The following is a 22321-nucleotide window of genomic DNA, read 5'->3' as shown; positions in this document are numbered from 1 at the left end:
CCGTGCCGGGCACGAGCCCGGACGCACGTGAGCCCCGCGCCGGTCCGGCACGGGGCTCACGCAAGCGGGTGTTACTCGTCCGCCGGAGCGGCCGCCGCCTTCTTCGCGACCGTCTTCTTGGCCGTCGTCGTCTTCTTCGCGGCCGTCGTCTTGGCGGCCGTCGTCTTCTTCGCAGCGGTGGTCTTCTTCGCCGTCGTGGTCTTCTTCGCGGCCGTGGCCTTCTTCGCCGGTGCCTTCTTGACGGCCTTCTTGGCCGTCTTCTTGGCCGGGCCCTTGGCCCGCTTCTCGGCGAGCAGCTCGTAGCCCCGCTCCGGCGTGATCGTCTCGACGTCGTCGTCCCGCCGCAGCGTCGCGTTCGTCTCGCCGTCCGTCACGTACGGGCCGAAGCGGCCGTCCTTGACCACCACCGGCTTCTCGCTGACCGGGTCGGTGCCCAGCTCCTTCAGCGGCGGCTTGGCCGCGGCCCGGCCCCGCTGCTTGGGCTGCGCGTAGATCGCGAGCGCCTCGTCCAGCGTGATCGAGAAGAGCTGGTCCTCGGTCTCCAGGGACCGCGAGTCCGTGCCCTTCTTCAGGTACGGGCCGTAGCGACCGTTCTGGGCGGTGATCTCCACGCCCTCGGCGTCCGCGCCGACGACGCGCGGCAGCGACATCAGCTTCAGGGCCTCGTCGAGGGTGACCGTGTCCAGGCTCATCGTCTTGAACAGCGAGGCGGTGCGCGCCTTGACCGCGTTCTTGCCGGTCTTCGGCGTGCCCTCGGGCAGGATCTCCGTCACGTACGGCCCGTAGCGGCCGTCCTTGGCGACGATCTCGTTGCCACTGACGGGGTCCTTGCCGAGCTGGAACTCGCCGCTCGGCTTCGCGAAGAGCTCCTCCGCGTAGGCGACCGTCAGCTCGTCCGGCGCCATGTCGTCGGGGATGTCGGCGCGCTGGTGGCCCTCGGAGTCCTTCTCGCCCCGTTCGACGTACGGCCCGTAGCGGCCGACGCGCAGCACGATGCCGTCGCCGACCGGGAAGGAGGAGATCTCCCGGGCGTCGATCGCGCCGAGGTCCGTGACCAGCTCCTTCAGGCCGCCGAGGTGGTCGCCGTCGGCCGGCACGACCTCGGTGGCGTCCTCGGAGCCGAAGTAGAAGCGCTTCAGCCACGGCACGGACTGGGCCTCGCCGCGCGCGATGCGGTCGAGGTCGTCCTCCATCTTCGCGGTGAAGTCGTAGTCGACGAGCCGCCCGAAGTGCTTCTCCAGGAGGTTCACCACGGCGAACGACAGGAAGGAGGGGACGAGCGCCGTGCCCTTCTTGAAGACGTAGCCGCGGTCGAGGATCGTGCCGATGATCGACGCGTACGTCGACGGGCGGCCGATCTCGCGCTCTTCGAGCTCCTTGACCAGCGAGGCCTCGGTGTACCGGGCCGGCGGCTTGGTCGCGTGCCCGTCCGCCGTGATCTCCTCGGCGGCGAGGGCGTCGCCCTCGGCGACCTGCGGCAGGCGCCGCTCGCGGTCGTCGAGCTCGGCGTTCGGGTCGTCCGCGCCCTCGACGTACGCCTTCATGAAGCCGTGGAAGGTGATCGTCTTGCCGGAGGCGCTGAACTCGGCGTCGCGTCCGTCCGCGGCGCGGCCGCCGATCTTCACGGTGACGCTGTTGCCGGTCGCGTCCTTCATCTGGGAGGCGACGGTCCGCTTCCAGATCAGCTCGTAGAGACGGAACTGGTCGCCGGTCAGACCGGTCTCCGCCGGGGTGCGGAAACGATCACCCGAGGGGCGGATCGCCTCGTGCGCCTCCTGCGCGTTCTTGACCTTGCCCGCGTAGACGCGCGGCTTCTCCGGCAGGTAGTCGGCCCCGTACAGCTGGGTGACCTGGGCGCGGGCGGCCGTGACGGCGGTGTCGGACAGCGTGGTGGAGTCCGTACGCATGTAGGTGATGAAGCCGTTCTCGTACAGCTTCTGCGCCACCTGCATGGTCGCCTTCGCACCGAAGCCGAGCTTGCGCGAGGCCTCCTGCTGGAGCGTCGTCGTACGGAAGGGCGCGTACGGGGAGCGGCGGTACGGCTTGGACTCGACCGACCGGACGGCGAAGGCCGTGTCCGCGAGCGCGGCGGCCAGGGCCCTGGCGTTCGCCTCGTCGAGGTGCAGCACCTCGCTCTTGAGCTGCCCGTTCGCACCGAAGTCGCGGCCCTGCGCGACGCGCTTGCCGTCCACCGTGTTCAGGCGGGCGACCAGCGAGGACGGGTCGGACGGGTCCCCGGCGCGGCCGGTGGAGAAGGTGCCGGTCAGGTCCCAGTACTCGGCGGAGCGGAAGGCGATGCGCTCGCGCTCCCGCTCGACGACGAGGCGGGTGGCCACCGACTGGACGCGGCCGGCCGACAGGCGCGGCATGACCTTCTTCCACAGGACCGGCGAGACCTCGTAGCCGTAGAGGCGGTCGAGGATGCGGCGGGTCTCCTGGGCGTCGACCATGCGCTGGTTCAGCTCGCGCGGGTTGGCGACGGCGTCGCGGATCGCGTCCTTGGTGATCTCGTGGAAGACCATCCGGTGGACGGGGACCTTGGGCTTGAGGACTTCCTGCAGGTGCCACGCGATGGCTTCGCCCTCGCGGTCCTCATCGGTGGCGAGGAAGAGTTCGTCGGACTCGGCCAGCAGCTCCTTGAGCTTGCGGACCTGGGCCTTCTTGTCGGCGTTGACGACGTAGATCGGCTGGAAGTCGTGCTCGACGTCCACGCCGAGGCGGCGGACCTCGCCGGTGTACTTGTCGGGAACCTCGGCCGCGCCGTTCGGGAGGTCGCGGATGTGCCCGACGCTCGCCTCGACGACGTATCCCGGGCCGAGGTAGCCCTTGATCGTCTTCGCCTTGGCAGGGGACTCGACGATGACGAGTCGGCGGCCGCCCTTTGCGGTCTCGCTAGTCGGGGACAACTTGGCTCTTCTCTCCGGTCGGCACTCGGTCGCAGTACGTGGCGACGCTGCGGAGTGTGACGGTACAACCCGCCCCCGTGTCAAACGGCACAAGCCCGCAACGGCCACTCGAACGGTAACCCGACAAGTGCCGTTTCTGCCGCCCGGATGCCGCGCCGGACCCTTCCCGGTCACCGGGCCGAGTGGTGCGGGGGCCGTCTGGCCCCGCCCCCGCACCCCGTCCCACGTCGTGTTTTCACCGCCGGGCCGACCGGCCGTCCGACGGCTCGCCCGGGCGCGGCACGCGGCCGTGCGGGGCGCCGCACCCGGCGGTCCCGGGCCGGACCCGCCCCAGGACGGAGCGCACGTGTGGCCTCGACGGGGCGCGCGCCCTGTGCCACCGGCGCGCGGTGGCCGGCGCGCGCTCCCGTCCAGGCGTGCGGAGCGGCCCCGAGCAGCAGGAACACGGCCGCCGCGAAGATCGCCGGACCCTTCCCGTGCCGCTCACCCGACCCCCGGGCCGCTCGCGGGCTCCCCCCGGATCCCCGCTGCGCAGAAGACTGCCGGACCCCGGGATACGGCGGGCGAACCACGGGTTACATCCTGGCGCCGGCCTACTGCGCCGGCCGGGCCACGGGCTCCAGGAAGCCCTGCTCCACGAGCATGCGGATGGCCTCCGGCGTACGGTCGCGCAGCACGACGGCGTCCTCCTGCATCAGCTGGGCGATCGCGTCGAGGATCCGGCCCGCGCTGAGTGAGCCGTCACACACCCCGGCGAAGCCGGCGCCGACCGTGTCGACCTTGGTGGCGCGCATCATCCCGCGGTTCTGGCGGAGCACGACGTGCTCCGGGTCCTCCGCGCCGGGCGCGCCGACCTGCTCCTGGACCACTTCCGCCGCGAGGACGAAGTGCGCCTCCAGCAGCGCGGCGTCGTCGTGTTCGCGCAGGTAGTCCTGGCGGGCGAAGTGGGCCAGGACCGCGTCGCCGAGCGGCTGTTCCACCGTGTGCGGCCACTCCTCGATCACGATCGACGGCTCGGCGGCGTCCGTCCTGCGCAGGGTGATCCACCCGAAGCCGACGGACTTGGTCCCCCGCGCCTCGAACTCGTCGAGCCACTCCTCGTACCGGCGGGCGTACTCGGCGGGGTCGGTGCGGTGGTCCCCCGCGTCGCGCAGCCACAGCTCCGCGTACTGGGTGACGTCCTGCACGTCGCGCTGGACGATCCAGGCGTCGCAGCCGCGGGGCACCCAGGAGCGGAGGCGGTCGCGCCAGTCCTCGCCCTCCACGTGCTGCCAGTTGCCCAGGAACTGCGCGTACCCGCCGGGGTTCAGCCGGTCCCCGGCCTGCTGCACCAGCGTCCGGCACAGGTCGTCGCCGCCCATGCCGCCGTCCCGGTACGTCAGCCGGGCGCCGGGGGAGATCACGAAGGGCGGGTTCGACACGATCAGGTCGTACGTCGCCGCGCCGACCGGCTCGAAGAGGGAGCCGGTGAGCAGCTCGGCCTGCTGGGCCCCGGAGAGCGCAAGCGTCAGACGGGTGAACTCCAGCGCCCTGGGGTTGACGTCGGTCGCGGTGACCCGCGTCGCGTGCTGGGCGGCGTGCAGCGCCTGGATGCCGGATCCGGTGCCGACGTCGAGGGCGGAGCCGACCGGGGTGCGGACGGTGATCCCGGCCAGGGTGGTGGAGGCGCCCCCGACACCGAGGACCACCCCTTCCTCCCGGCTGCCGATCCCGCCGGCCCCGCCGACGGCGCAGCCGAGGTCGGAGACGATGAACCAGTCCTCGCCGTCCGGGCCGCCGTACGGGCGGACGTCCACGGTGGCGCGCAGCTCGTCGCCGTCGCGCCGAAGCCAGCCGTCGGCGAGGGCCGCCTCGACGGGCAGCGCCCGCTCGGCGTGCGCGTACGGCACGGGCTGCTGGAGCAGGAACAGCCGGACCAGGCTCGCGAGCGGGCCGTCACCGCCCGCGCGGGTGGCGCGCAGGGCGGGCACCGTCTCACTGCGGGCCAGGGCGGCGTAGGCGGGGGCGCCGAGCAGGTCGAGCAGGCCGTCGGCGGTGAAACCGGCGGCGAGCAGGGCGCTGCGGAGTTCGGCGGCGTGTGCGGGCGTGGGGAGGCTGGTGGTACTCACCGGTCCATTGTGTCCGCTGGGGCCCGTCCTGCCGCTCAACCCCGGGCCCGGATGCGCCGAAGGGCGGCCCCGGCCCCCTCGCGGGAGCCCGGCCGCCCGGTCGGCGTACGGCCTACGGCCTGTGGCGCCCGGCGTTCGGCGTCACTGGGCCGAAGCCGTGGGCGCGGCGATCTGGCAACCCTTCTGGCTGTTGATGGCCTTGTCCAGGCCGCCCGAGTTGAGCGTCGTCAGCGCGTCCTGACCGCCCTTCGTCGCCGTCTGCAGGCCGCCGGCGACCTCCTTCAGGCCGTCGGCGAACTTGGTCTTGTCCGCGGGGTCGAGGGCGTCCATCTTCGCCTTCAGGTCGGCGTAGCCCTTCGAGGTCTCCTCGAAGCCCTTGACCGCCGCCGCCTGGGTCGCGGCCCCGTCCTTGACCGGCGGGACGCCCGCCTGCTGGAGGGCCGAACCCATCGTCTTGTAGGACTCGGACATCGTGGCGAAGGCCGCCGCGTCCGTCTGCTTGACCTCGTCGGACTTGACGCTCTCCGTCGCCACCCGCTTGATGTCGGCGTTGGCCGCCTCGATCTTCTTCAGTTCGGGCTGCCACTGGTCGCAGACCTTCTTGGCCCAGGCGTTCGCCTTCTCCTGGCCGTCGTCCCCGCCGCAGCCGGACAGGACGAGCATCAGCACCGCACCGCCCGACAACGCGGCCGCAAGCTTCTTGTTCACCGGATTGGTCCCTTCGAAGGCTCTCGGCCCGGAAGATACACGGCTCCCCCGGGGGCATGCGCAAAGGCGGACGGACGGCGCGTCAGTCCGCGCCGCCCGTCCGCCGTTCGGGCGCACCGCCGACCCTGCCCGGCCCGCCCGCCCTGCCCCGCGGGACCTCGGTCAGGTGACCGTCGCGGGATCGGCCGGTCCCGCCACCCGCTCGGCGGCTCCGCCGTCGGTGTCGTCGCCGACGGCGATGCCGCGACGCTTGGAGATGTACACCGCGCCGATGATCACACCGATCGCGAGGACGGCGACGATCGCGCGCACCGTCGCGCTGCTGTCCGGGCCGTAGCTGAACTGCACGACGGCCGGGGCGATCAGCAGCGCCACCAGGTTCATGACCTTGAGCAGCGGGTTGATCGCGGGACCGGCGGTGTCCTTGAAGGGGTCGCCGACCGTGTCCCCGATCACGACCGCCTCGTGGGCCTCGCTGCCCTTGCCGCCGTGGTGACCGTCCTCCACCAGCTTCTTCGCGTTGTCCCACGCGCCACCGGAGTTGGCGAGGAACACCGCCATCAGCGTGCCGGTGCCGATGGCTCCGGCCAGGAAGGAGCCGAGCGCGCCCACGCCGAGGGTGAAGCCCACGGCGATCGGCGTCAGCACCGCGAGCAGGCCGGGCGTGGCGAGCTCGCGCAGCGCGTCCTTGGTGCAGATGTCGACGACGCGCCCGTACTCGGGCTTCTCCGTGTAGTCCATGATCCCGGGGTGCTCCCGGAACTGCCGGCGCACCTCGTAGACCACGGCGCCCGCCGAACGGGACACCGCGTTGATCGCGAGGCCGGAGAACAGGAACACCACGGCCGCGCCGAGGATCAGCCCGACCAGGTTGTTCGGCTGCGCGATGTCCAGGCTGAGGTTCATCTCCCCGGCCTTGGCGCCGACCTCCTTGACCGCGGTGGCGATCGCGTCGCTGTACGAGCCGAACAGCGCGGCCGCGGCGAGCACGGCCGTGGCGATGGCGATGCCCTTGGTGATGGCCTTGGTGGTGTTGCCGACGGCGTCCAGGTCGGTCAGGACCTGCGCGCCCGCGCCCTCGACGTCGCCGGACATCTCGGCGATGCCCTGGGCGTTGTCGGAGACGGGACCGAAGGTGTCCATGGCCACGATGACGCCGACCGTGGTGAGCAGGCCGGTGCCGGCCAGTGCCACCGCGAACAGGGCCAGCATGATCGACGTACCGCCGAGGAGGAACGCCCCGTACACGCCGAGGCCGATGAGAAGCGCCGTGTAGACAGCGGACTCCAGGCCGATGGAGATGCCGGCGAGGACGACGGTGGCGGCGCCGGTCAGGGAGGACTTGCCGATGTCCCGGACGGGGCGGCGGTTGGTCTCGGTGAAGTAGCCGGTCAGCTGCTGGATCAGGGCCGCCAGCACGATGCCGATGGCCACGGCGACGACGGCCAGGACGCGCGGGTCGCCGGAGTGGTTGCTGATCGCCGGGTTCTCGACGCCGACGAGCTCCTTGTAGGTGGCCGGGAGGTAGGCGTAGACGGCGATGCCGACCAGCACCAGGGAGATCACCGCGGAGATGAAGAAGCCGCGGTTGATGGCGGTCATCCCGCTGCGGTCGCTGCGCCGCGGGGACACGGCGAAGATGCCGATCATCGCGGTGACCACGCCGATCGCGGGGACGATCAGCGGGAAGGCGAGGCCGAGGTCGCCGAAGGCGGCCTTGCCGAGGATGAGTGCGGCCACCAGGGTGACGGCGTAGGACTCGAAGAGGTCGGCCGCCATTCCGGCGCAGTCTCCGACGTTGTCGCCCACGTTGTCGGCGATGGTCGCGGCATTGCGCGGGTCGTCCTCCGGAATGCCCTGTTCGACCTTGCCGACCAGGTCGGCGCCGACGTCGGCGGCCTTGGTGAAGATTCCGCCGCCCACGCGCATGAACATCGCGATCAGGGCGGCGCCGAGGCCGAAGCCCTCCAGGACCTTGGGCGCGTCGGCGGCGTAGACCAGCACGACGCAGGAGGCGCCGAGCAGGCCGAGGCCGACGGTGAACATGCCGACGACGCCGCCCGTGCGGAAGGCGATCCGCATCGCCTTGTGGGCGACCTCGGTCAGGTCCTTGGCGGGCTCCCCCTCGGCCGGGGTGGCCTCGCGCGCGGCGGCGGCGACGCGGACGTTGGCGCGGACCGCGAGACGCATGCCGATGTAGCCGGTGGCGGCCGAGAAGAGCGCGCCGACGAGGAAGAAGGCGGAGCGGCCCGCCCGCTGCGACCAGTCGTCGGCCGGGAGCAGGAAGAGCAGGAAGAACACCACGACGGCGAAGATGCCGAGCGTGCGCAGCTGACGGCCGAGGTAGGCGTTGGCGCCTTCCTGGACGGCCGCGGCGATCTTCTTCATGCCGTCGGTGCCCTCGTCGGCGGCGAGGACCTGGCGGACCAGGATCTGCGCGACGACGAGTGCGGCGATTGCCACGGCCGCGATGACCATCACGATGAGCCGATTGTCATCGGTGAGTACTGCGGATGCCAGATCGGCAGAGCGACCCGGCGCCATAGGGGTGAAGAGCCCCGTCATTCGTCCTCCTTGACGTGATGAGCTCAAGATGTGGACGGATTGTAGGGAGCGCACCCCGATCAAAACAGTGCGCATGAAACGCAATTGGCGTGCTCTTGCTCCCCAGCAATAGATCGCGTCACTCCATTACCCTCGAAAGTGGTAATGGGGCAAAGGCATTGACGCCCGGTCATTGCTCCGGGGAAACGAAAAAGGCCCTGCTCAGCAGGGCCTTGATAAAGATCGGAAGATACGAGGGAATCTTCCTCGGTGATCCCTAAGGGAGATCGGAGGAGCCGGACACGGGCCAGCTCATCCGGATGGTCCCGCCCGATTCACCACTGGTCACCTCGAGGTCGTCGACGAGCCCGCTGATCACGGCCAGGCCCATCTCGTCCTCGGTGTCCACGTCGGAGTCCGCGGCCGCGCCACCGCCGGCCGCGGCGTCGCCCGCGGCGGTGCCCGCCACGGGCACCTCGTCGCCGACCTCGATGGAGAACGTCTTGTCCTCCTCGGTCAGCACCACCCGGACGGGCGCGGTCAGCCCGATGCCGCGGTGGAGCCCGACGGCACGCGAACAGGCTTCGCCCACGGCGAGGCGGACCTCGTCGAGGACAGCCTCCTCCACACCGGCCCGTCGCGCCACCGCGGCCGCGACCAGGCGGGCCGTCCGGACGTGTTCGGGCTGGGCGCTGAAGCGCAGTTCAACGGTGGCCATGCGCGTCCCCCTCGGACTACGGGCGTGCCTTGCCAGGGGCCCGGGCCTCGACGGCCCGGGTACCCCTGCTGTCCTCGCCTGCTCCCGCCCGCCGGAGGCTGCCGGGAGCCATGCCAGGAGCCGTCAGTCGGTGGCGTTGACGGCGTCTTCCACCGTGGTGTGGATCGGGAAGACCTTGGTCAGACCGGTGATGCGGAAGATCTTCAGAATGCGCTCCTGGTTGCAGACCAGGCGGAGCGATCCCTCGTGCGCGCGGACGCGCTTGAGACCTCCCACCAGCACACCGAGTCCGGTGGAGTCGAGAAAGTCCACTCGCTCCATGTCGACGACCAGGTGGTAGCTGCCGTCGTTCACCAACTCGACCAACTGCTCGCGCAGCTTGGGCGCGGTATACACATCAATCTCGCCACCGACCTCCACGACCGTACGGTCGCCGACAGTGCGAGTCGACAGGGACAGGTCCACGGATCCTCCAGCACCTTGCTATCGAGCGGCGCCCCCCAGGGGCCTCCCCACCCGAAGGTAGGTGAGGGATTGGCTGCCGCGATGGCATTCAATCACTTACCGGCAGGCGCGCACGACGCCTTCGGACCATTGTCCCGCACGCCGGTGACACACTCGGTTCCGATGGCCAACACTCAAGGTCCCGGTCGGCCCACGGCACCCGCGGACCCACGACCCACCCCCGGAACGGTCCTGGACCGCCTGTCACGGGGGCCTTTCCGGTCTGCGCGCATCACCCATACGGAGCACTTGCCCCCTCGGGCGGGTCGTCATGCAGTCTGGCCCGATCGCATCCGAGCGGATGTAGTAGCCGCGATCCGGGACGCCGGGATCGACCATCCGTGGGAACACCAGGCCGCGGCCGCCGAGCACGCCCTGGACGGCGAGTCCGTGGTCGTCGCCACCGGCACCGCCTCGGGCAAGTCCCTGGCCTACCTGGCACCCGTCCTCTCGGCCCTCGCCGACGGCTCCCGGGCACCCAACGGCAGGGGCGCGACCGCCCTGTACATGGCTCCCACCAAGGCGCTGGCCGCCGACCAGCGGCGCTCCGTACGGGACCTGGCCGCCCCGCTGGGCAACGCCGTGCGCGCCGCCGTCTACGACGGGGACACCCCCGTCGAGGAGCGCGAATGGGTGCGCCAGTACGCGAACTACGTCCTGACCAACCCCGACATGCTCCACCGCGGGATCCTGCCCGCCCACCCGCGCTGGTCCTCCTTCCTGCGGGCGCTGCGCTACGTCGTCGTCGACGAGTGCCACACCTACCGCGGCGTCTTCGGCTCGCACGTGGCCCAGGTACTGCGCCGGCTGCGGCGGCTGTGCGCCCGCTACGGCGCGCAGCCGGTCTTCCTGCTGGCCTCCGCCACCGCGAGCGATCCGGCGGCCGCCGCGTCCCGGCTGACGGGCGTACGGGTGACGGAGATCACCGACGACGCCTCCCCGCGCGGCGAGGTGGTGTTCGCGCTGTGGGAGCCGCCCCTGCTCACCGAACTGCGGGGCGAGCGGGGCGCCCCCGTGCGCCGGACGGCCACGGCCGAGACCGCCGACCTGCTGACCGACCTGGTCGTCCAGGGGGTCCGTACGGTGGCCTTCGTGCGCTCCCGGCGCGGCGCCGAGCTGATCTCCGTGATCACCCAGGAGCGGCTCGCCGAGGTGGACCGCTCCCTGCCCCGGCGGGTCGCGGCCTACCGGGGCGGCTATCTCCCCGAGGAGCGCCGCGCCCTGGAACGGGCCCTGCACTCGGGCGAGCTGCTGGGGCTGGCCGCCACCACCGCCCTGGAGCTGGGCGTGGACGTCTCGGGCCTGGACGCCGTGCTGATCACCGGCTATCCGGGCACCCGGGCGTCCCTGTGGCAGCAGGCGGGCCGGGCCGGGCGCTCCGGGCAGGGCGCCCTCGCCGTGCTGGTCGCCCGCGACGATCCGCTGGACACGTATCTCGTCCACCATCCCGAGGCCCTGTTCCGCCAGCCGGTGGAAGCCACCGTCCTGGACCCCGACAACCCGTACGTCCTCGCCCCCCACCTGTGCGCGGCGGCCGAGGAGCTCCCGCTGACCGAGGCGGACCTGGAGCTCTTCGGGCCCGCGACCGGAGAGCTCCTGCCCCAGCTGGAAGCGGCCCGGCTGCTGCGCCGCCGGGCGGCGGGCTGGCACTGGACCCGCCGGGAACGGGCCTCGGACCTGGCCGACATCCGGGGCGGCGGCGGGCGGCCGGTGCAGATCGTGGAGGCCTCCACCGGCCGGCTGCTGGGCACGGTCGACGAGTCGGCCGCCCACACCGCCGTCCACGAGGGTGCCGTCCACCTCCACCAGGGCCGCACCTACCTGGTCCGCCACCTGGACCTGGAGGGCTCGGCGGCCCTGGTCGAGGCCGCGGACCCGCCCTTCTCCACCACCGCCCGGGACACCACCTCCATCTCCGTCCTGGAGACCGAGACCGAGATCCCGTGGGGCTCGGCCCGGCTCTGCTTCGGCTCCGTCGAGGTCACCAACCAGGTCGTCTCCTACCTGCGCCGCAAGCTGATCACGGGCGAGGTGCTGGGCGAGGCGAAGCTGGACCTGCCGCCCCGCACCCTGCGCACCAGGGCCGTGTGGTGGACGGTGACCGAGGACCAGCTCGACGAGGCCCGGATCACCCCGGAGATCCTCGGCGGCGCCCTGCACGCCGCCGAGCACGCCTCCATCGGCATGCTGCCGCTGTTCGCCACGTGCGACCGCTGGGACATCGGCGGCGTCTCCGTGCCGCTGCATCCCGACACCCTCCTCCCCACGGTCTTCGTCTACGACGGCCACCCGGGCGGCGCCGGCTTCGCGGAGCGCGCCTTCCACACGGCCCGCGCCTGGCTGGCGGCCACCCGCGACGCCATCGCCGCCTGCGAGTGCGACGCCGGCTGCCCGTCCTGCATCCAGTCCCCCAAGTGCGGCAACGGCAACGACCCCCTGCACAAGCGCGGCGCCGTCCGCCTGCTCACCCGTCTGCTGTCCGAGGCCCCGCCGCAGCCCTGACCGGCTCCGGGACGCCGCCCTGGCCGCCGCGCGGGCGTCCCCGGCCCTCAGGGGGCCGGCCTGCGGTGCCACGGCCCCGTGTCCGCCAGACGCCGCGTGCGGGCCCCGGGCGGCCCCGCCCTCCCCGGGTGCCGGTCCGGACGGGCGGGGATCCTCCCGGGGGCGCGGCGGCCCCGCACGGGCCCTTACCGCGGGGGCGAAGGGACCCGCCGCGACCCGCGCACCGACCTCGGCGATCTCTCCGCCCAGCCTGCATCCGGTGAGCTCGGCCCCCTGCGCCCGGGCCACGCGCAGCGCCGTGGCACAGGCCGTCTCGGGCCCGTGCGCCCAGGTCGCCGCCGCCGCGAGGGCCGCCAGGTCGGCGGCGGCCGCCGCCCGGTGCCGGGTCACGACGGCCTGTCCGAGCAGCAGCACCCCGGCGAACACCGCGCCCAGCACCGTCGCCGTCAGGGCCGCCCAGACCGTGGCGGAGCCCCGGTCCCGGCTCATGGCGGCGGCCCCACACTGTCCTCGGCGAGGGCCACCGCCCGGGCACCGAGCCGTACCGGCAGTCCCGCGGGGCCCGGTGCCGGCGCCTCCACGCGGACCCGCCAGAGGTCGCCCTCCCGCTCCAGCTCGACCCGGGCTCCCTGTGGTGCGGCCTCGCGAGCCGCTGCCCGCGCCACCTCCACCGCTTCCGAGCGGGCGGCGGCCCGCGCGCCCGCCCGGGCCGCGTCCACGCACCGGATCTGCGCCGCGGCCGCCATGAGCGCCCACACCAGCAGCGCCGCGAAGAGCACCAGGGCCGGAATGACCAGGGCGGCCTCCGCCGTCACATATCCGCGGTCTCCGTTCGCGCGGGAGCCTGCGGACCGACCGTCAGAAAGGCACATCGAGAGCCTTCCCGATGGTCGACTGAAGGGCCGTCGCGACGACTTCGCTCGTCACCACCTTGTAGAGGACGGCCGCGAATGCGCAGGCCGCGATCGTGCCCATGGCGTATTCCGAGGTGGACATCCCCGCATCACTCCCGCGGGCCACCAGCGCCGCCCGCACACGAAACCAGATGATCCTCATGGCAACCTCCTGTGAATTTGCGTTCTTGATGTGTTGTCAATGCGACTTCAGGTGCCGGAGAGAAGTCCTGAGGCCATGCCGATCACCACCGGAGCGACCCCGATCGAAAGAAAGGCCGGGAGGAAACACAGCCCCACCGGTGCGGTGACGAGCACCGCCGCCCGCTGCGCCCGCGCACCCGCCAGGCGGGCCCGGTCCTCGCGAAGGCCCGAGGCGAGCCGGGACACCGGCTCCGCTGCGGGCGCGCCCGTCCGCGCGGCCCGTTCCAGGCACGCGGCGAGCCCCCTGGCACCCGGTATCTCCGCGAGCCTCCCCCACCCGGCGCCCGGGTCGCCGCCGAGCCGCAGCTCCGCCGCCGCGCTCGCGAGCCGCTCCCCCACGGGGCCGCCGAGCGACTCGCCCACCACCTCCGCAGCCTCCACGGGGCCGGCACCGGCCGCCAGACACGCGGCCAGCAGGTCCGCCGCGAACGGCAGTTGGCGCTCGGCCTCCTTCTCGTCCACACCGGCCGGCGGCCGGGGCCGGGACTGCCACCTCCACACCCCGAACGCGGCCGCACAGCCGACGGCCGCACCGGTCACCCCGCCGAGCAACACCCACCCCGCCAGCACCGCCCCCGCGGGCCCCGCCCACTGCACCGACACAGCCCGCGTCCTCGCGCCGAGCACCGCCCGGCGCGGCCCGGGCGACGCCCGCCCGAGCACCGCGGCCGTCCGGCGCCGGGCCGCCCGTACGCGGGCTCGCGAGGCCAGCGCCGGCACCGTCCACAGCACGGCCGCCGCGAGGCACACGACGATCCCCAGCCTGTGGACGACGGAGCCGCCCATCACCGCTCCCCCGCCCCGACGATCCGCCGGCACCACAGCAGCCCCAGCGCTTCCAGCACCAGGCCCGCCACCAGACAGCCCCAGCCCAACGGGGTGTGCAGCAGGACCCGCAGCGGATCCGCGCCCAGACCCGTACCGATGAGCAGCCCCACGAGGGGCAGCAGGGCCAGCACCACCACCGTCGACCGCGCGCCCGCAAGCTGGGCCCGCAGCGACTCCCGCCGGTCCCGGTCGGCCCGCAGCGCGCCCTCCAGCCGGTCCAGCCCCGCGGCGAGCCCCGCGCCGCCACCCACGGACACCCGCCAGCAGGCGGCCATCCCGGCCAGCCCCTCCGCTCCGGACTCCCGGGCGGCCTGGCGCAGCGCCCCGGGCACGTCACCGCCGAACGCGGCGGCGGCCAGGATCCCCGCGGCCTCCGCTCCCGGCCCGCCCGGGCCGGCGACCGTCCGCCGCATCGCCGCCGTGAGCGCCTGACCGGGCTGGGCCCCGGCCCGCAACTCCCCCACCACGGCGCCGCACAGCGCCACCACCTCCGCCTCCCTGGCCGTGCGGGCCCGCTCGCGGGCCCGCCCCCGCAGCCAGCGCCGCACCAGAGGCAGCGCGGCCGCTCCCGCCAGCAGGGGGAGCACCGAACCGCCCAGCAGCGCGAGCGCGATCCCGGCGCCCGGGCAGGCCCACTCCCGCCACCGTGCCGCCCGCACCCGCAGGGCGGCCGCCAGCCGCTCCCTGCCGGACGGGGTGCGGACGGCCAACGGCCCGCCGCCGGCGAGCACCAGGCGTACCCGCCGGGAGGCCCGGTCGCCGCCGGACAGTCCCCATGCGGCGGTGGCCGCGCACAACATCCCCGCGAACAGCGGGAGCGGCAGCGCCGCCACCCCGTTCACCGGGCACCCCGCAGCAGCGGACGCAGCCGGTCCCAGCCCTGCTCCCGTACGAAGCCCCGGGCCGCCCAGCGCAGCGCCGGAACGGTGACCACCAGCCCGGCGGCGTCGCGCTCCAGCACATGCACCTCGGCGACCCGGCGCCTGCCCTCCCGGTCCCGCACCAGGTGCAGCACCACGGTCAGCGCCGCGGCCAACTGGCTGTGCAGAGCGCCCCGGTCGAGCCCGGCGGCCGTCCCCAGCGCCTCCAGCCGGGCCGGGACATGGGCGGCGGCGTTCGCGTGGACGGTGCCACATCCCCCCTCGTGGCCGGTGTTCAGCGCCGCGAGCAGATCGGCCACCTCCGCACCCCGCACCTCCCCGACGACCAGCCGGTCGGGCCGCATCCGCAGGGCCTGCCGGACGAGGTCGGCCAGGGTGACCAGGCCCGCCCCCTCCTGGTTGGCCGGGCGGGTCTCCAGCCGCACCACGTGCGGATGGTCGGGCCGCAGCTCGGCCGAGTCCTCGGCCAGGACGATCCGCTCGCCCGGTCCGACCAGCCCCAGCAGGGCGCTGAGCAAGGTCGTCTTCCCGGTTCCCGTACCGCCGGAGACGAGGAAGGACAGCCGGGCCTCGACCAGGTCGCGCAGCAGCCGGTGCCCTCCGGGAGGGAGCGTGCCCGCCGCGACGAGTTCCTCCAGCGTGAAGGCCCGCGGACGGACCACCCGCAGGGAGAGACAGGCCGAGCCGACCGCGACCGGGGGCAGCACGGCGTGCAGCCGGGTGCCGTCGGGCAGGCGGGCGTCCACCCAGGGCCTCGCGTCGTCCAGGCGCCGCCCGGCGACGGCGGCCAGGCGCTGCGCGAGCCTGCGCACGGCCTCGGCGTCGGCGAAGGTCACCCCTGTCAGCTCCAGGCCGCCGCCACGGTCCACCCACACCCGGTCCGGCGCCGCCACGAGCACATCGGTGACCCCGGGATCGGAGAGCAACGCCTCCAGCGGTCCCGCGCCAACCAGTTCGGAGCGCAACTCCGCAGCCACGCCCAGCACTTCCGCGTCACCCAGCAACCGCCCCTGGGCGCGCAGGGCCGCCGCCACCCGCGCCGGGGTCGGTTCCGCGCCGCTCTCGGCGAGACGCCGCCGCACCGCGTCCAGCAGGACCGCACTCATGCCGGCACCCCCTGGGCGGGTCCGAGGGCCCGCTGCCAGAAGCCGTCGCAGAAGCGGGCCAGCGGGCTGCGGCCCTGCGCACCCGGCGCCTCCCCCTCGGCAACCCGGCCGGGGAGCCCCACCTCGAACGGCACCTCACCGGCGAGCGGAGCGCCCAACAGGTCCGCCACCGAGTCCGGTTCGAGACCGCCCGGGTACCGGCCCCGTACGACGACGCGCACGTCCCGCGCCACCATCCGCACACCGGCGGCGACCCGGCCGGCGGCGGCCACGGAACGCAGCTCTCCCGGGACCACCATCAGCACCAGGTCGAGCTGCGCCAGCACCTCGGCCACGGCTTCGTCCACCCTGCGCGGAAGGTCGACCACCACGACGCCGCCCCGGCGGCGTGCCGCGGCCAGCACCGACCGGGTCGCAGCGGGCGGCACGACAGTCCGGTCGCCCCGGTCCCAGCTGAGCACCCGCAGCGCGTGCAGCTCGGGCAGCGCCTCCTCCAGGGCCCCGGCTCCGACCCGGCCCCTGGAGGCCGCGAAGTCGGGCCAGCGCAGGCCTTCGGCACCCTCGCCGCCGAGCAGGACGTCCATGCCCCCGCCCAGCGGGTCTCCGTCGATGAGGATCGTCCGCTCACCGGCCCGGGCGGCCCGGACGGCGAGCGCGCAGGCGAGGGTCGACGCCCCGGCGCCGCCGCTGCCGCCGATCACGCCGACGGCGAGGGCGGGCCGCCCGACCCCTTCCACGACGTCGGCGATGCGGTCCACCAGGCGGTGTTCGGCGTCGGGCAGGCGCAACACCTCCTCGGCGCCGATCTCCACCGCGCGTTGCCAGACGAGGGGGTCGTCCAGGTCCCGGCCGACGAGGAGGACTCCGGGGCGGCGGCGCGGTGCGCCGCGCACCCGTCCGGCGGCGTCGTCCCCGACAAGGACGAGCGGCGCCGAATCCCAGCCAACTTCGCTTTGAGCAAGGCTAGTTGATGCATCGAATCCGGCTGCGGCGGCGGCACCGGGGCCTGCCTCCGCTTCCTCGCCGCCCCCGCCGGGCTCCGGTACCGCGTGATGCACGTGCGGCTCGTCGCCCGCCGCCGCGCACAGCCGCAGCAGGTCGTCGAGCAGCACGGGATCCTCGGTGACGATCAGCGGGCGCCCGCCGGCCGGCGGCGCTCCGGACGGGCCCGCGGCGCCCGCACCCGTTCCGGCCGGCCTTCCGGTCGCCGCGGCCTTCGGCGTTTCGCACGACTTCGATCGAGCCACGATCTCCGCCCCCTTCTCACTGCAAATCCAGCACCGCGGACTTCGCGGCTGGAATCACCGTGCAGCGATCGGGAAAAACAAGTGGATCTTGCTCGATAACTGTGGACAACCCATCGATTGTGAATAACCCGGTCACCCTCACAGGTGAGTTCCGGAGCGCGGCGAAACCGCTACGCTGAGTGACGGAACCGAGCTCGCCGCGGCCTGCGCCGCACGGGCGCCGCACAAGAGGAAGGAGCCGAGAGATGGTCGCGCTGCAACCGATCCGGGGACGCGAACCGCGTCCGGACATGCGACGACCCCCGCCGGGGGGGAGAGCGGGGGTCGTCCCCACGGTCCGACTCGGGGGGGGAGGAGCCAGACCGGGTTAGCACGGTCGCGAACGATCCGTGACTTCCATGGTGTACCCGAGAGCCTTCTCAAGCAAACCCACGCGCCACACCTTACGCCGAATGGTGGGCGCATATGCTCGGAGAGTGGAAAATCAGCCCTTGCCGCACTCCTCGCCTCGCACCGCAGCCTTCTTCGACCTGGACAAGACGGTCATTGCGAAGTCGAGCACCTTGACGTTCAGCAAGTCCTTCTACCAAGGCGGCCTGATCAACCGGCGAGCCGTGTTGCGCACCGCGTACACCCAGTTCATCTTCCTGGCCGGCGGCGCCGACCACGACCAGATGGAACGGATGCGGGAGTACCTGTCCGCCCTGTGCAAGGGGTGGAACGTCCAGCAGGTGCGCGAGATCGTCGCGGAGACCCTGCACGACCTCATCGACCCGATCATCTACGACGAGGCCGCGTCCCTGATCGAGGCCCACCACACGGCCGGCCGCGATGTGGTCATCGTGTCCACCTCCGGAGCCGAGGTGGTCGAGCCGATCGGGGACATGCTCGGCGCCGACCGCGTCGTCGCCACGCGCATGGTCGTGGGCGAGGACGGCTGCTTCACCGGCGAGATCGAGTACTACGCGTACGGTCCCACCAAGGCGGAAGCGGTCCGCGAGCTGGCCGAGTCCGAGGGCTACGACCTGAGCCGCTGCTACGCGTACAGCGACTCGGTGACCGACATCCCGATGCTCGAGGCGGTCGGACACCCGCACGCGGTCAACCCCGACCGCGCGCTGCGCCGGGAGGCCGTGGCGCGCGAGTGGCCGGTCCTTGTCTTCAACCGTCCGGTGCGGCTGAAGCAGCGGCTGCCCGGGCTGTCGATGCCCGCCCGCCCCGCACTGGTCGCCGCCGCGGCGGTGGGCGCCGCGGCGGCCACGGCGGGACTGGTCTGGTACGCGAGCCGCCGCCGGGCCCACGCACTGACGGCTTCATCCGCCTGAATGTCCCGGCCTGGCTCATTTCAGGGTGTCCGGTTCGGCCTCACTCATCCCGGAAAGTAAAAAGTGGAGCCAGGGGTTTCGCATGGCAGCGGAGCGGAGTACAAATAAAGCAACGGCCCGCGAGACCGAAGAACATCCGAGAGGATCATCTTTAAAACGCAGTAAGGCCCACGGACCGAAGCATGAACGCCGAGCACCCACGCGACGTCGACCCGTCGATTACGGGCCAGCCGCACCAGGTGACGGGCAAAGAACCCGACCTGATGGGCAACATTTCGAGGACGCTTGGTAACTGGGCGTGAATGCCAGCGGCGACACCACAGCAAGACGGTGTCGCCGCAACCCATGTCGGGGCGCCGCCCGGTGGCAGCCGCACCCCGATCCTCGCCCGGTCAGGCAGCGCCCCGCTGCAGGGCCTCGCAGACCGCCGTCGACTCGCGCACGCCGAGCTCGACCGAGCGGCCGCAGTGGGCGATCCAGGCGGACATGCCCTCGGCGGTGCCGGAGACGTAGCCCGCGAAGGCCTCCAGATAGGCCGCGGACCCCGCTTCCGCGTGGCCCACCTCCGCCGGGCAGATCGCCTTCGGGTCCAGGCCGCTGTTGATCAGGACGATGCGCTCGGCCGCCCGCGCGACCAGTCCGTTGTACGAGGCGAAGGGCCGCAGGGCCAGCAGCTCGCCGTGCACCACGGCGGCCGTGACCAGGGCCGGGGCGGAGCCGCCCGCGATGATCAGCCGGGAGAGCCCGTCGAGCCGTCCCGCGACCTCGTCCGCGTCCGGCAGGGGCGCGTCCACCAGCGGCTCGTCCACCGGCTCGCCGGCCAGCCGCGGACGGCCCACCACGTCACCGGCCGCCGTCGACCCGACCGCCACGAGGTGCAGGCGGGCGAGGACGCGCAGGGGCGACTGGCGCCAGATGCTCAGCAGCTGACCGGCCTCCGCGGTGAGCCGGAGCGCCGCACCGACCGTCAGCGCCTCCGGCTCCGAGCCGAAGTCGGTCCGCCGGCGGACCTCCTCCAGCGCCCAGTCCGCACCGGACAGTGCCGCGCTGGCGCGGGCCCCGCGCAGGGCGGCCTCCGAGGTGATCTCACCGCTGCGGCGGCGCATCACCCGGTGCCCGTAGACCCGGTCCACGGCCTTGCGTACGGACTCCACGGACTCGGCGACACCCGGCAGCCCGGCCAGTGCGACCAGCGGGTCAGAAGCGCTACTCATAAGTAGGGAGCCTACGCACTGCGCACCCCCGTCTCCGACCCCTCCTTGGAGTGGTCTTCTTCACGCACTTTGACAACTCCAAGCTATCGACCCACTACGCTTGGTGAACATGAAGATCGCTTTCGTGGGAAAGGGCGGCAGCGGCAAGACGACCCTGTCCTCCCTCTTCATCCGCCACCTCGCGTCCAATGAGGCCCCCGTCGTCGCGGTGGACGCCGACATCAACCAGCACCTCGGCGCGGCCCTGGGGCTCGGCGAGGACGAGGCCGCCGCGCTGCCCGCACTGGGCTCGCACCTGCCCCTGATCAAGGAGTACCTGCGGGGCTCCAACCCCCGCATCGCCTCGGCCGATTCGATGATCAAGACCACCCCGCCCGGCCGCGGATCGCGCCTCCTGCGGGTCACCGAGGACAACCCCGTGTACGAGGCCTGCGCGCGCACGCTCCTGCTCGACGGGGAGCCCGTACGCCTCATGGCCACCGGGCCGTTCACCGAGGCCGACCTGGGCGTGGCCTGCTACCACTCCAAGGTCGGCGCCGTCGAGCTGTGCCTGAACCACCTCGTCGACGGCCCGGAGGAGTACGTGGTCGTCGACATGACCGCGGGCTCCGACTCCTTCGCCTCGGGGATGTTCACGCGCTTCGACGTGACCTTCCTGGTCGCCGAACCGACCCGCAAGGGCGTGTCCGTCTACCGCCAGTACAAGGAGTACGCGCGGGACTTCGGGGTCACGCTGAAGGTGGTCGGCAACAAGGTGCAGGGGCCCGAGGACATCGAGTTCCTCCAGGACGAGGTGGGCGAGGACCTCCTGGTCACCGTCGGGCACTCCGACTGGGTGCGGGCGATGGAGAAGGGCCGTCCGGCGGCCTTCGAGCTACTGGAGGCGACCAACCGGTTCGCCCTCCAGACCCTCCAGGACGCCGCCGACGACTCCTACGCCCACCGCGACTGGGACCGGTACACCGAGCAGATGGTGCGCTTCCACCTCAAGAACGCCGCGAGCTGGGGCAACGCCAAGACCGGGACCGACCTGGCGGAGCAGGTCGATCCCGGCTTCGTCCTGCGCGAGGGGGCGGACGACGCGGACGCTCCCGGCCCCGAGGGGACCGGCGGCGACGAGGCGCTGGTCAGCCCTCGTCAGCAGCCCCATCGGCCTGCCCCGCAGCCGGCTTGACGCCCGCGGGGGCGGTCGGCGGCGCCGGCGGCCCCGCGGTCAGGAACTTCGCCCAGCCCTCCTTCGGCGCCTCGCCGACGTCGAGGGTGCGCATCCACTCCAGGGCCTTCGGGTCCTGGACGTCCAGCCAGTCCACCAGCTCCCGGAAGGGCACGCAGCGGACCTCGGGCTTGGTGCACATGGTCTTGATGGAGTCCTCGACGGCGCGCATGTAGGTGCCGCCGTTCCACGACTCGAAGTGGTTGCCGATGATCAGCGGAGCGCGGTTGCCCTGGTAGACCCGGTCGAAGGCCTGCCGGAGGCCGTCGCGCATCTGCTCGCCCCAGTACGCGTGCTGCGAGGGGTCGCCCTGCGAGGTCGTCCCGGACTGGTTGACCATGTAGTTGTAGTCCATGCTCAGCGTGTCGAAGGCACGTCCGGGCATGGGCACCAGCTGCAGCGGGATGTCCCAGAGGCCGTCCGTCTTCTTGGGCCAGATCTGCTTGCTGATCCCGCTGGAGTCGTAGCGGAAGCCCATCCCCTTGGCCGCCAGCATGAAGTTCTTCTGGCCCTCGAGGCAGGGGGTGCGGGCGCCGATGAGCTCCTTGTCGTAGTCGAAGGGGAGCGCCTGGACGTCCTTCAGGCCAGCGTTGGTCCGCCAGCTCTTGACGAAGGACTTGGCCTGGTCGATCTCGCTCTTCCACTCCTCCACGGACCAGGTGCCGACGCCGCCCTCGGGTCCGCAGAAGTGCCCGTTGAAGTGGGTGCCGATCTCGTTGCCCTCCAGCCAGGCGAGACGGACCTGGTCGGCGGTGTCCCTGATCCCCTTGAGGTCTCCGAAGCCGATGTCGGACCGGCCGGGACCGTGCTGGGGAGCGGTGTAGAGGGAACGCTTCTCCTCCGGGAGCATGTACACGCCGCTGAGGAAGTACGTCATGCGGGCGTTGTACTGCTTGCCGACCTCACGGAAGTGGGAGAACAGCTTCTGGCTGTCCTCGCCGGCGCCGTCCCAGGAGAACACCACGAACTGCGGCGGCTTCTCGCCCGGCTTGAGCTTCTGCGGCTTCTGTACGTTCGGCTGCGGGCCGGTGTACGCGGTCGAGCCGTCGCCGATGGGCCGGTTGACGCTGCCGGGCGCCTCGACGGCCCCCTTGCGCGCGTTCGGGCCTCCGGCGGCCGGGGACGTGGCCGTCTCCGAGGAGCTGCAGCCCGCCGCCCCCAGCACCAGCGCAGTGGCGACCAGGCCGCCGGCGATCTTCTTCGTGGCGGCGATCATCCGCCCCACCTCTCCCTCGCAGTTCCGTCGCAGTGCTTCCGCGCCGCAACGTCCCATGCGGTCCGCCGAGAGGGAGGTATGACAAGCCGGACAAAATGCTTAATCACCCGCCAGTGCTAATTCATAGACCATTTGCCCGAATTGTCTACCGTTCAGCTTTACCCTCCATTACCGTTCGTTTACTGACTGTTGAGAATCCCGCCG

Annotated in this window: 17 protein-coding genes and 1 pseudogene; 3 read left to right on the top strand and 15 right to left on the bottom strand. The window is 72.6% G+C overall.

Annotated elements, in window-relative coordinates; genetic code table 11:
- Positions 1–71 precede the first annotated feature (71 nt).
- The 6 genes from topA to bldG all read right to left on the bottom strand — a co-directional run bounded on the left by topA (position 72) and on the right by bldG (position 9449).
- Complete coding sequence (topA, locus tag ACPU2J_RS18850; protein ID WP_423833680.1) at positions 72–2906, bottom strand: type I DNA topoisomerase; 2835 nt, start codon at positions 2904–2906, stop codon at positions 72–74.
- 593 nt (positions 2907–3499) lie between these two features.
- Positions 3500–5014, bottom strand: a complete 1515-nt coding sequence (locus tag ACPU2J_RS18845) for a DUF7059 domain-containing protein (RefSeq protein ID WP_423833679.1) — start codon at positions 5012–5014, stop codon at positions 3500–3502.
- Between the two features lie 141 nt (positions 5015–5155).
- Complete coding sequence (locus ACPU2J_RS18840; protein ID WP_361592688.1) at positions 5156–5722, bottom strand: small secreted protein; 567 nt, start codon at positions 5720–5722, stop codon at positions 5156–5158.
- Between the two features lie 162 nt (positions 5723–5884).
- A complete protein-coding gene (locus tag ACPU2J_RS18835) occupies positions 5885–8287 on the bottom strand; it encodes a sodium-translocating pyrophosphatase (protein WP_420080063.1) in 2403 nt (800 codons plus the stop codon).
- Positions 8288–8543: 256 nt separating this feature from the next.
- Positions 8544–8984: an ATP-binding protein gene (locus ACPU2J_RS18830; protein WP_423833678.1), complete on the bottom strand. Its 441-nt coding sequence runs from the start codon at positions 8982–8984 to the stop codon at positions 8544–8546.
- A gap of 123 nt (positions 8985–9107) precedes the next feature.
- Positions 9108–9449: an anti-sigma factor antagonist BldG gene (bldG, locus tag ACPU2J_RS18825; protein WP_008743037.1), complete on the bottom strand. Its 342-nt coding sequence runs from the start codon at positions 9447–9449 to the stop codon at positions 9108–9110.
- A gap of 81 nt (positions 9450–9530) precedes the next feature.
- On the opposite strand from bldG, the gene ACPU2J_RS18820 reads away from it, so the two are divergent.
- On the top strand, positions 9531–11990 hold the full coding sequence (locus ACPU2J_RS18820) for a DEAD/DEAH box helicase (RefSeq protein WP_423833677.1): 2460 nt from the start codon (positions 9531–9533) through the stop codon (positions 11988–11990).
- 228 nt (positions 11991–12218) lie between these two features.
- Here the strand turns inward: ACPU2J_RS18820 and ACPU2J_RS18815 are convergent.
- The 7 genes and pseudogenes from ACPU2J_RS18815 to ssd form a co-directional block, all read right to left on the bottom strand.
- Positions 12219–12479 (bottom strand): annotated as a pseudogene (locus tag ACPU2J_RS18815) (Rv3654c family TadE-like protein); the annotation flags it as partial.
- A complete protein-coding gene (locus ACPU2J_RS18810) occupies positions 12476–12862 on the bottom strand; it encodes a TadE family type IV pilus minor pilin (protein ID WP_389076704.1) in 387 nt (128 codons plus the stop codon). The gene ACPU2J_RS18810 and the pseudogene ACPU2J_RS18815, both read right to left, overlap by 4 nt.
- A complete protein-coding gene (locus ACPU2J_RS18805; protein WP_361592703.1) occupies positions 12849–13046 on the bottom strand; it encodes a DUF4244 domain-containing protein in 198 nt (65 codons plus the stop codon). The genes ACPU2J_RS18810 and ACPU2J_RS18805 overlap by 14 nt, the downstream gene beginning before the upstream one ends.
- A gap of 47 nt (positions 13047–13093) precedes the next feature.
- Entirely contained in the window at positions 13094–13873 is a 780-nt protein-coding gene (locus ACPU2J_RS18800; RefSeq protein ID WP_423833676.1) for a type II secretion system F family protein, read from the bottom strand.
- Complete coding sequence (locus ACPU2J_RS18795) at positions 13873–14715, bottom strand: type II secretion system F family protein (protein ID WP_423834983.1); 843 nt, start codon at positions 14713–14715, stop codon at positions 13873–13875. Before ACPU2J_RS18795 ends, ACPU2J_RS18800 begins: the two co-directional genes overlap by 1 nt.
- A gap of 38 nt (positions 14716–14753) precedes the next feature.
- Positions 14754–15902 carry a TadA family conjugal transfer-associated ATPase gene (locus ACPU2J_RS18790; protein WP_361592709.1) on the bottom strand — a complete coding sequence of 383 codons (1149 nt, stop codon included), beginning with the start codon at positions 15900–15902 and terminating at the stop codon, positions 14754–14756.
- On the bottom strand, positions 15899–17035 hold the full coding sequence (ssd, locus tag ACPU2J_RS18785) for a septum site-determining protein Ssd (RefSeq protein ID WP_423834982.1): 1137 nt from the start codon (positions 17033–17035) through the stop codon (positions 15899–15901). Before ssd ends, ACPU2J_RS18790 begins: the two co-directional genes overlap by 4 nt.
- A 566-nt stretch (positions 17036–17601) precedes the next feature.
- Between ssd and ACPU2J_RS18780 the strand changes: the two genes are divergently transcribed.
- Positions 17602–18474, top strand: a complete 873-nt coding sequence (locus ACPU2J_RS18780; protein ID WP_420080066.1) for an HAD family hydrolase — start codon at positions 17602–17604, stop codon at positions 18472–18474.
- Positions 18475–18866: 392 nt separating this feature from the next.
- Here the strand turns inward: ACPU2J_RS18780 and ACPU2J_RS18775 are convergent, their stop codons facing one another.
- A complete protein-coding gene (locus ACPU2J_RS18775; protein WP_361592715.1) occupies positions 18867–19688 on the bottom strand; it encodes an oxidoreductase in 822 nt (273 codons plus the stop codon).
- Positions 19689–19797: 109 nt separating this feature from the next.
- Between ACPU2J_RS18775 and ACPU2J_RS18770 the strand changes: the two genes are divergently transcribed.
- Positions 19798–20862: an ATP-binding protein gene (locus tag ACPU2J_RS18770; protein ID WP_420080067.1), complete on the top strand. Its 1065-nt coding sequence runs from the start codon at positions 19798–19800 to the stop codon at positions 20860–20862.
- Here ACPU2J_RS18770 and ACPU2J_RS18765 read toward each other — a convergent pair.
- Positions 20816–22117: a hypothetical protein gene (locus ACPU2J_RS18765; RefSeq protein WP_420080068.1), complete on the bottom strand. Its 1302-nt coding sequence runs from the start codon at positions 22115–22117 to the stop codon at positions 20816–20818. The genes ACPU2J_RS18770 and ACPU2J_RS18765 overlap by 47 nt on opposite strands.
- Positions 22118–22321 lie beyond the last annotated feature (204 nt).

The organism is Streptomyces manipurensis (assembly GCF_049570255.1).
Lineage (GTDB): Bacteria > Actinomycetota > Actinomycetes > Streptomycetales > Streptomycetaceae > Streptomyces > Streptomyces manipurensis.
Note: the sequence above shows the minus strand (reverse complement) of the source record. Positions and strands in the feature narration are given on the sequence as shown.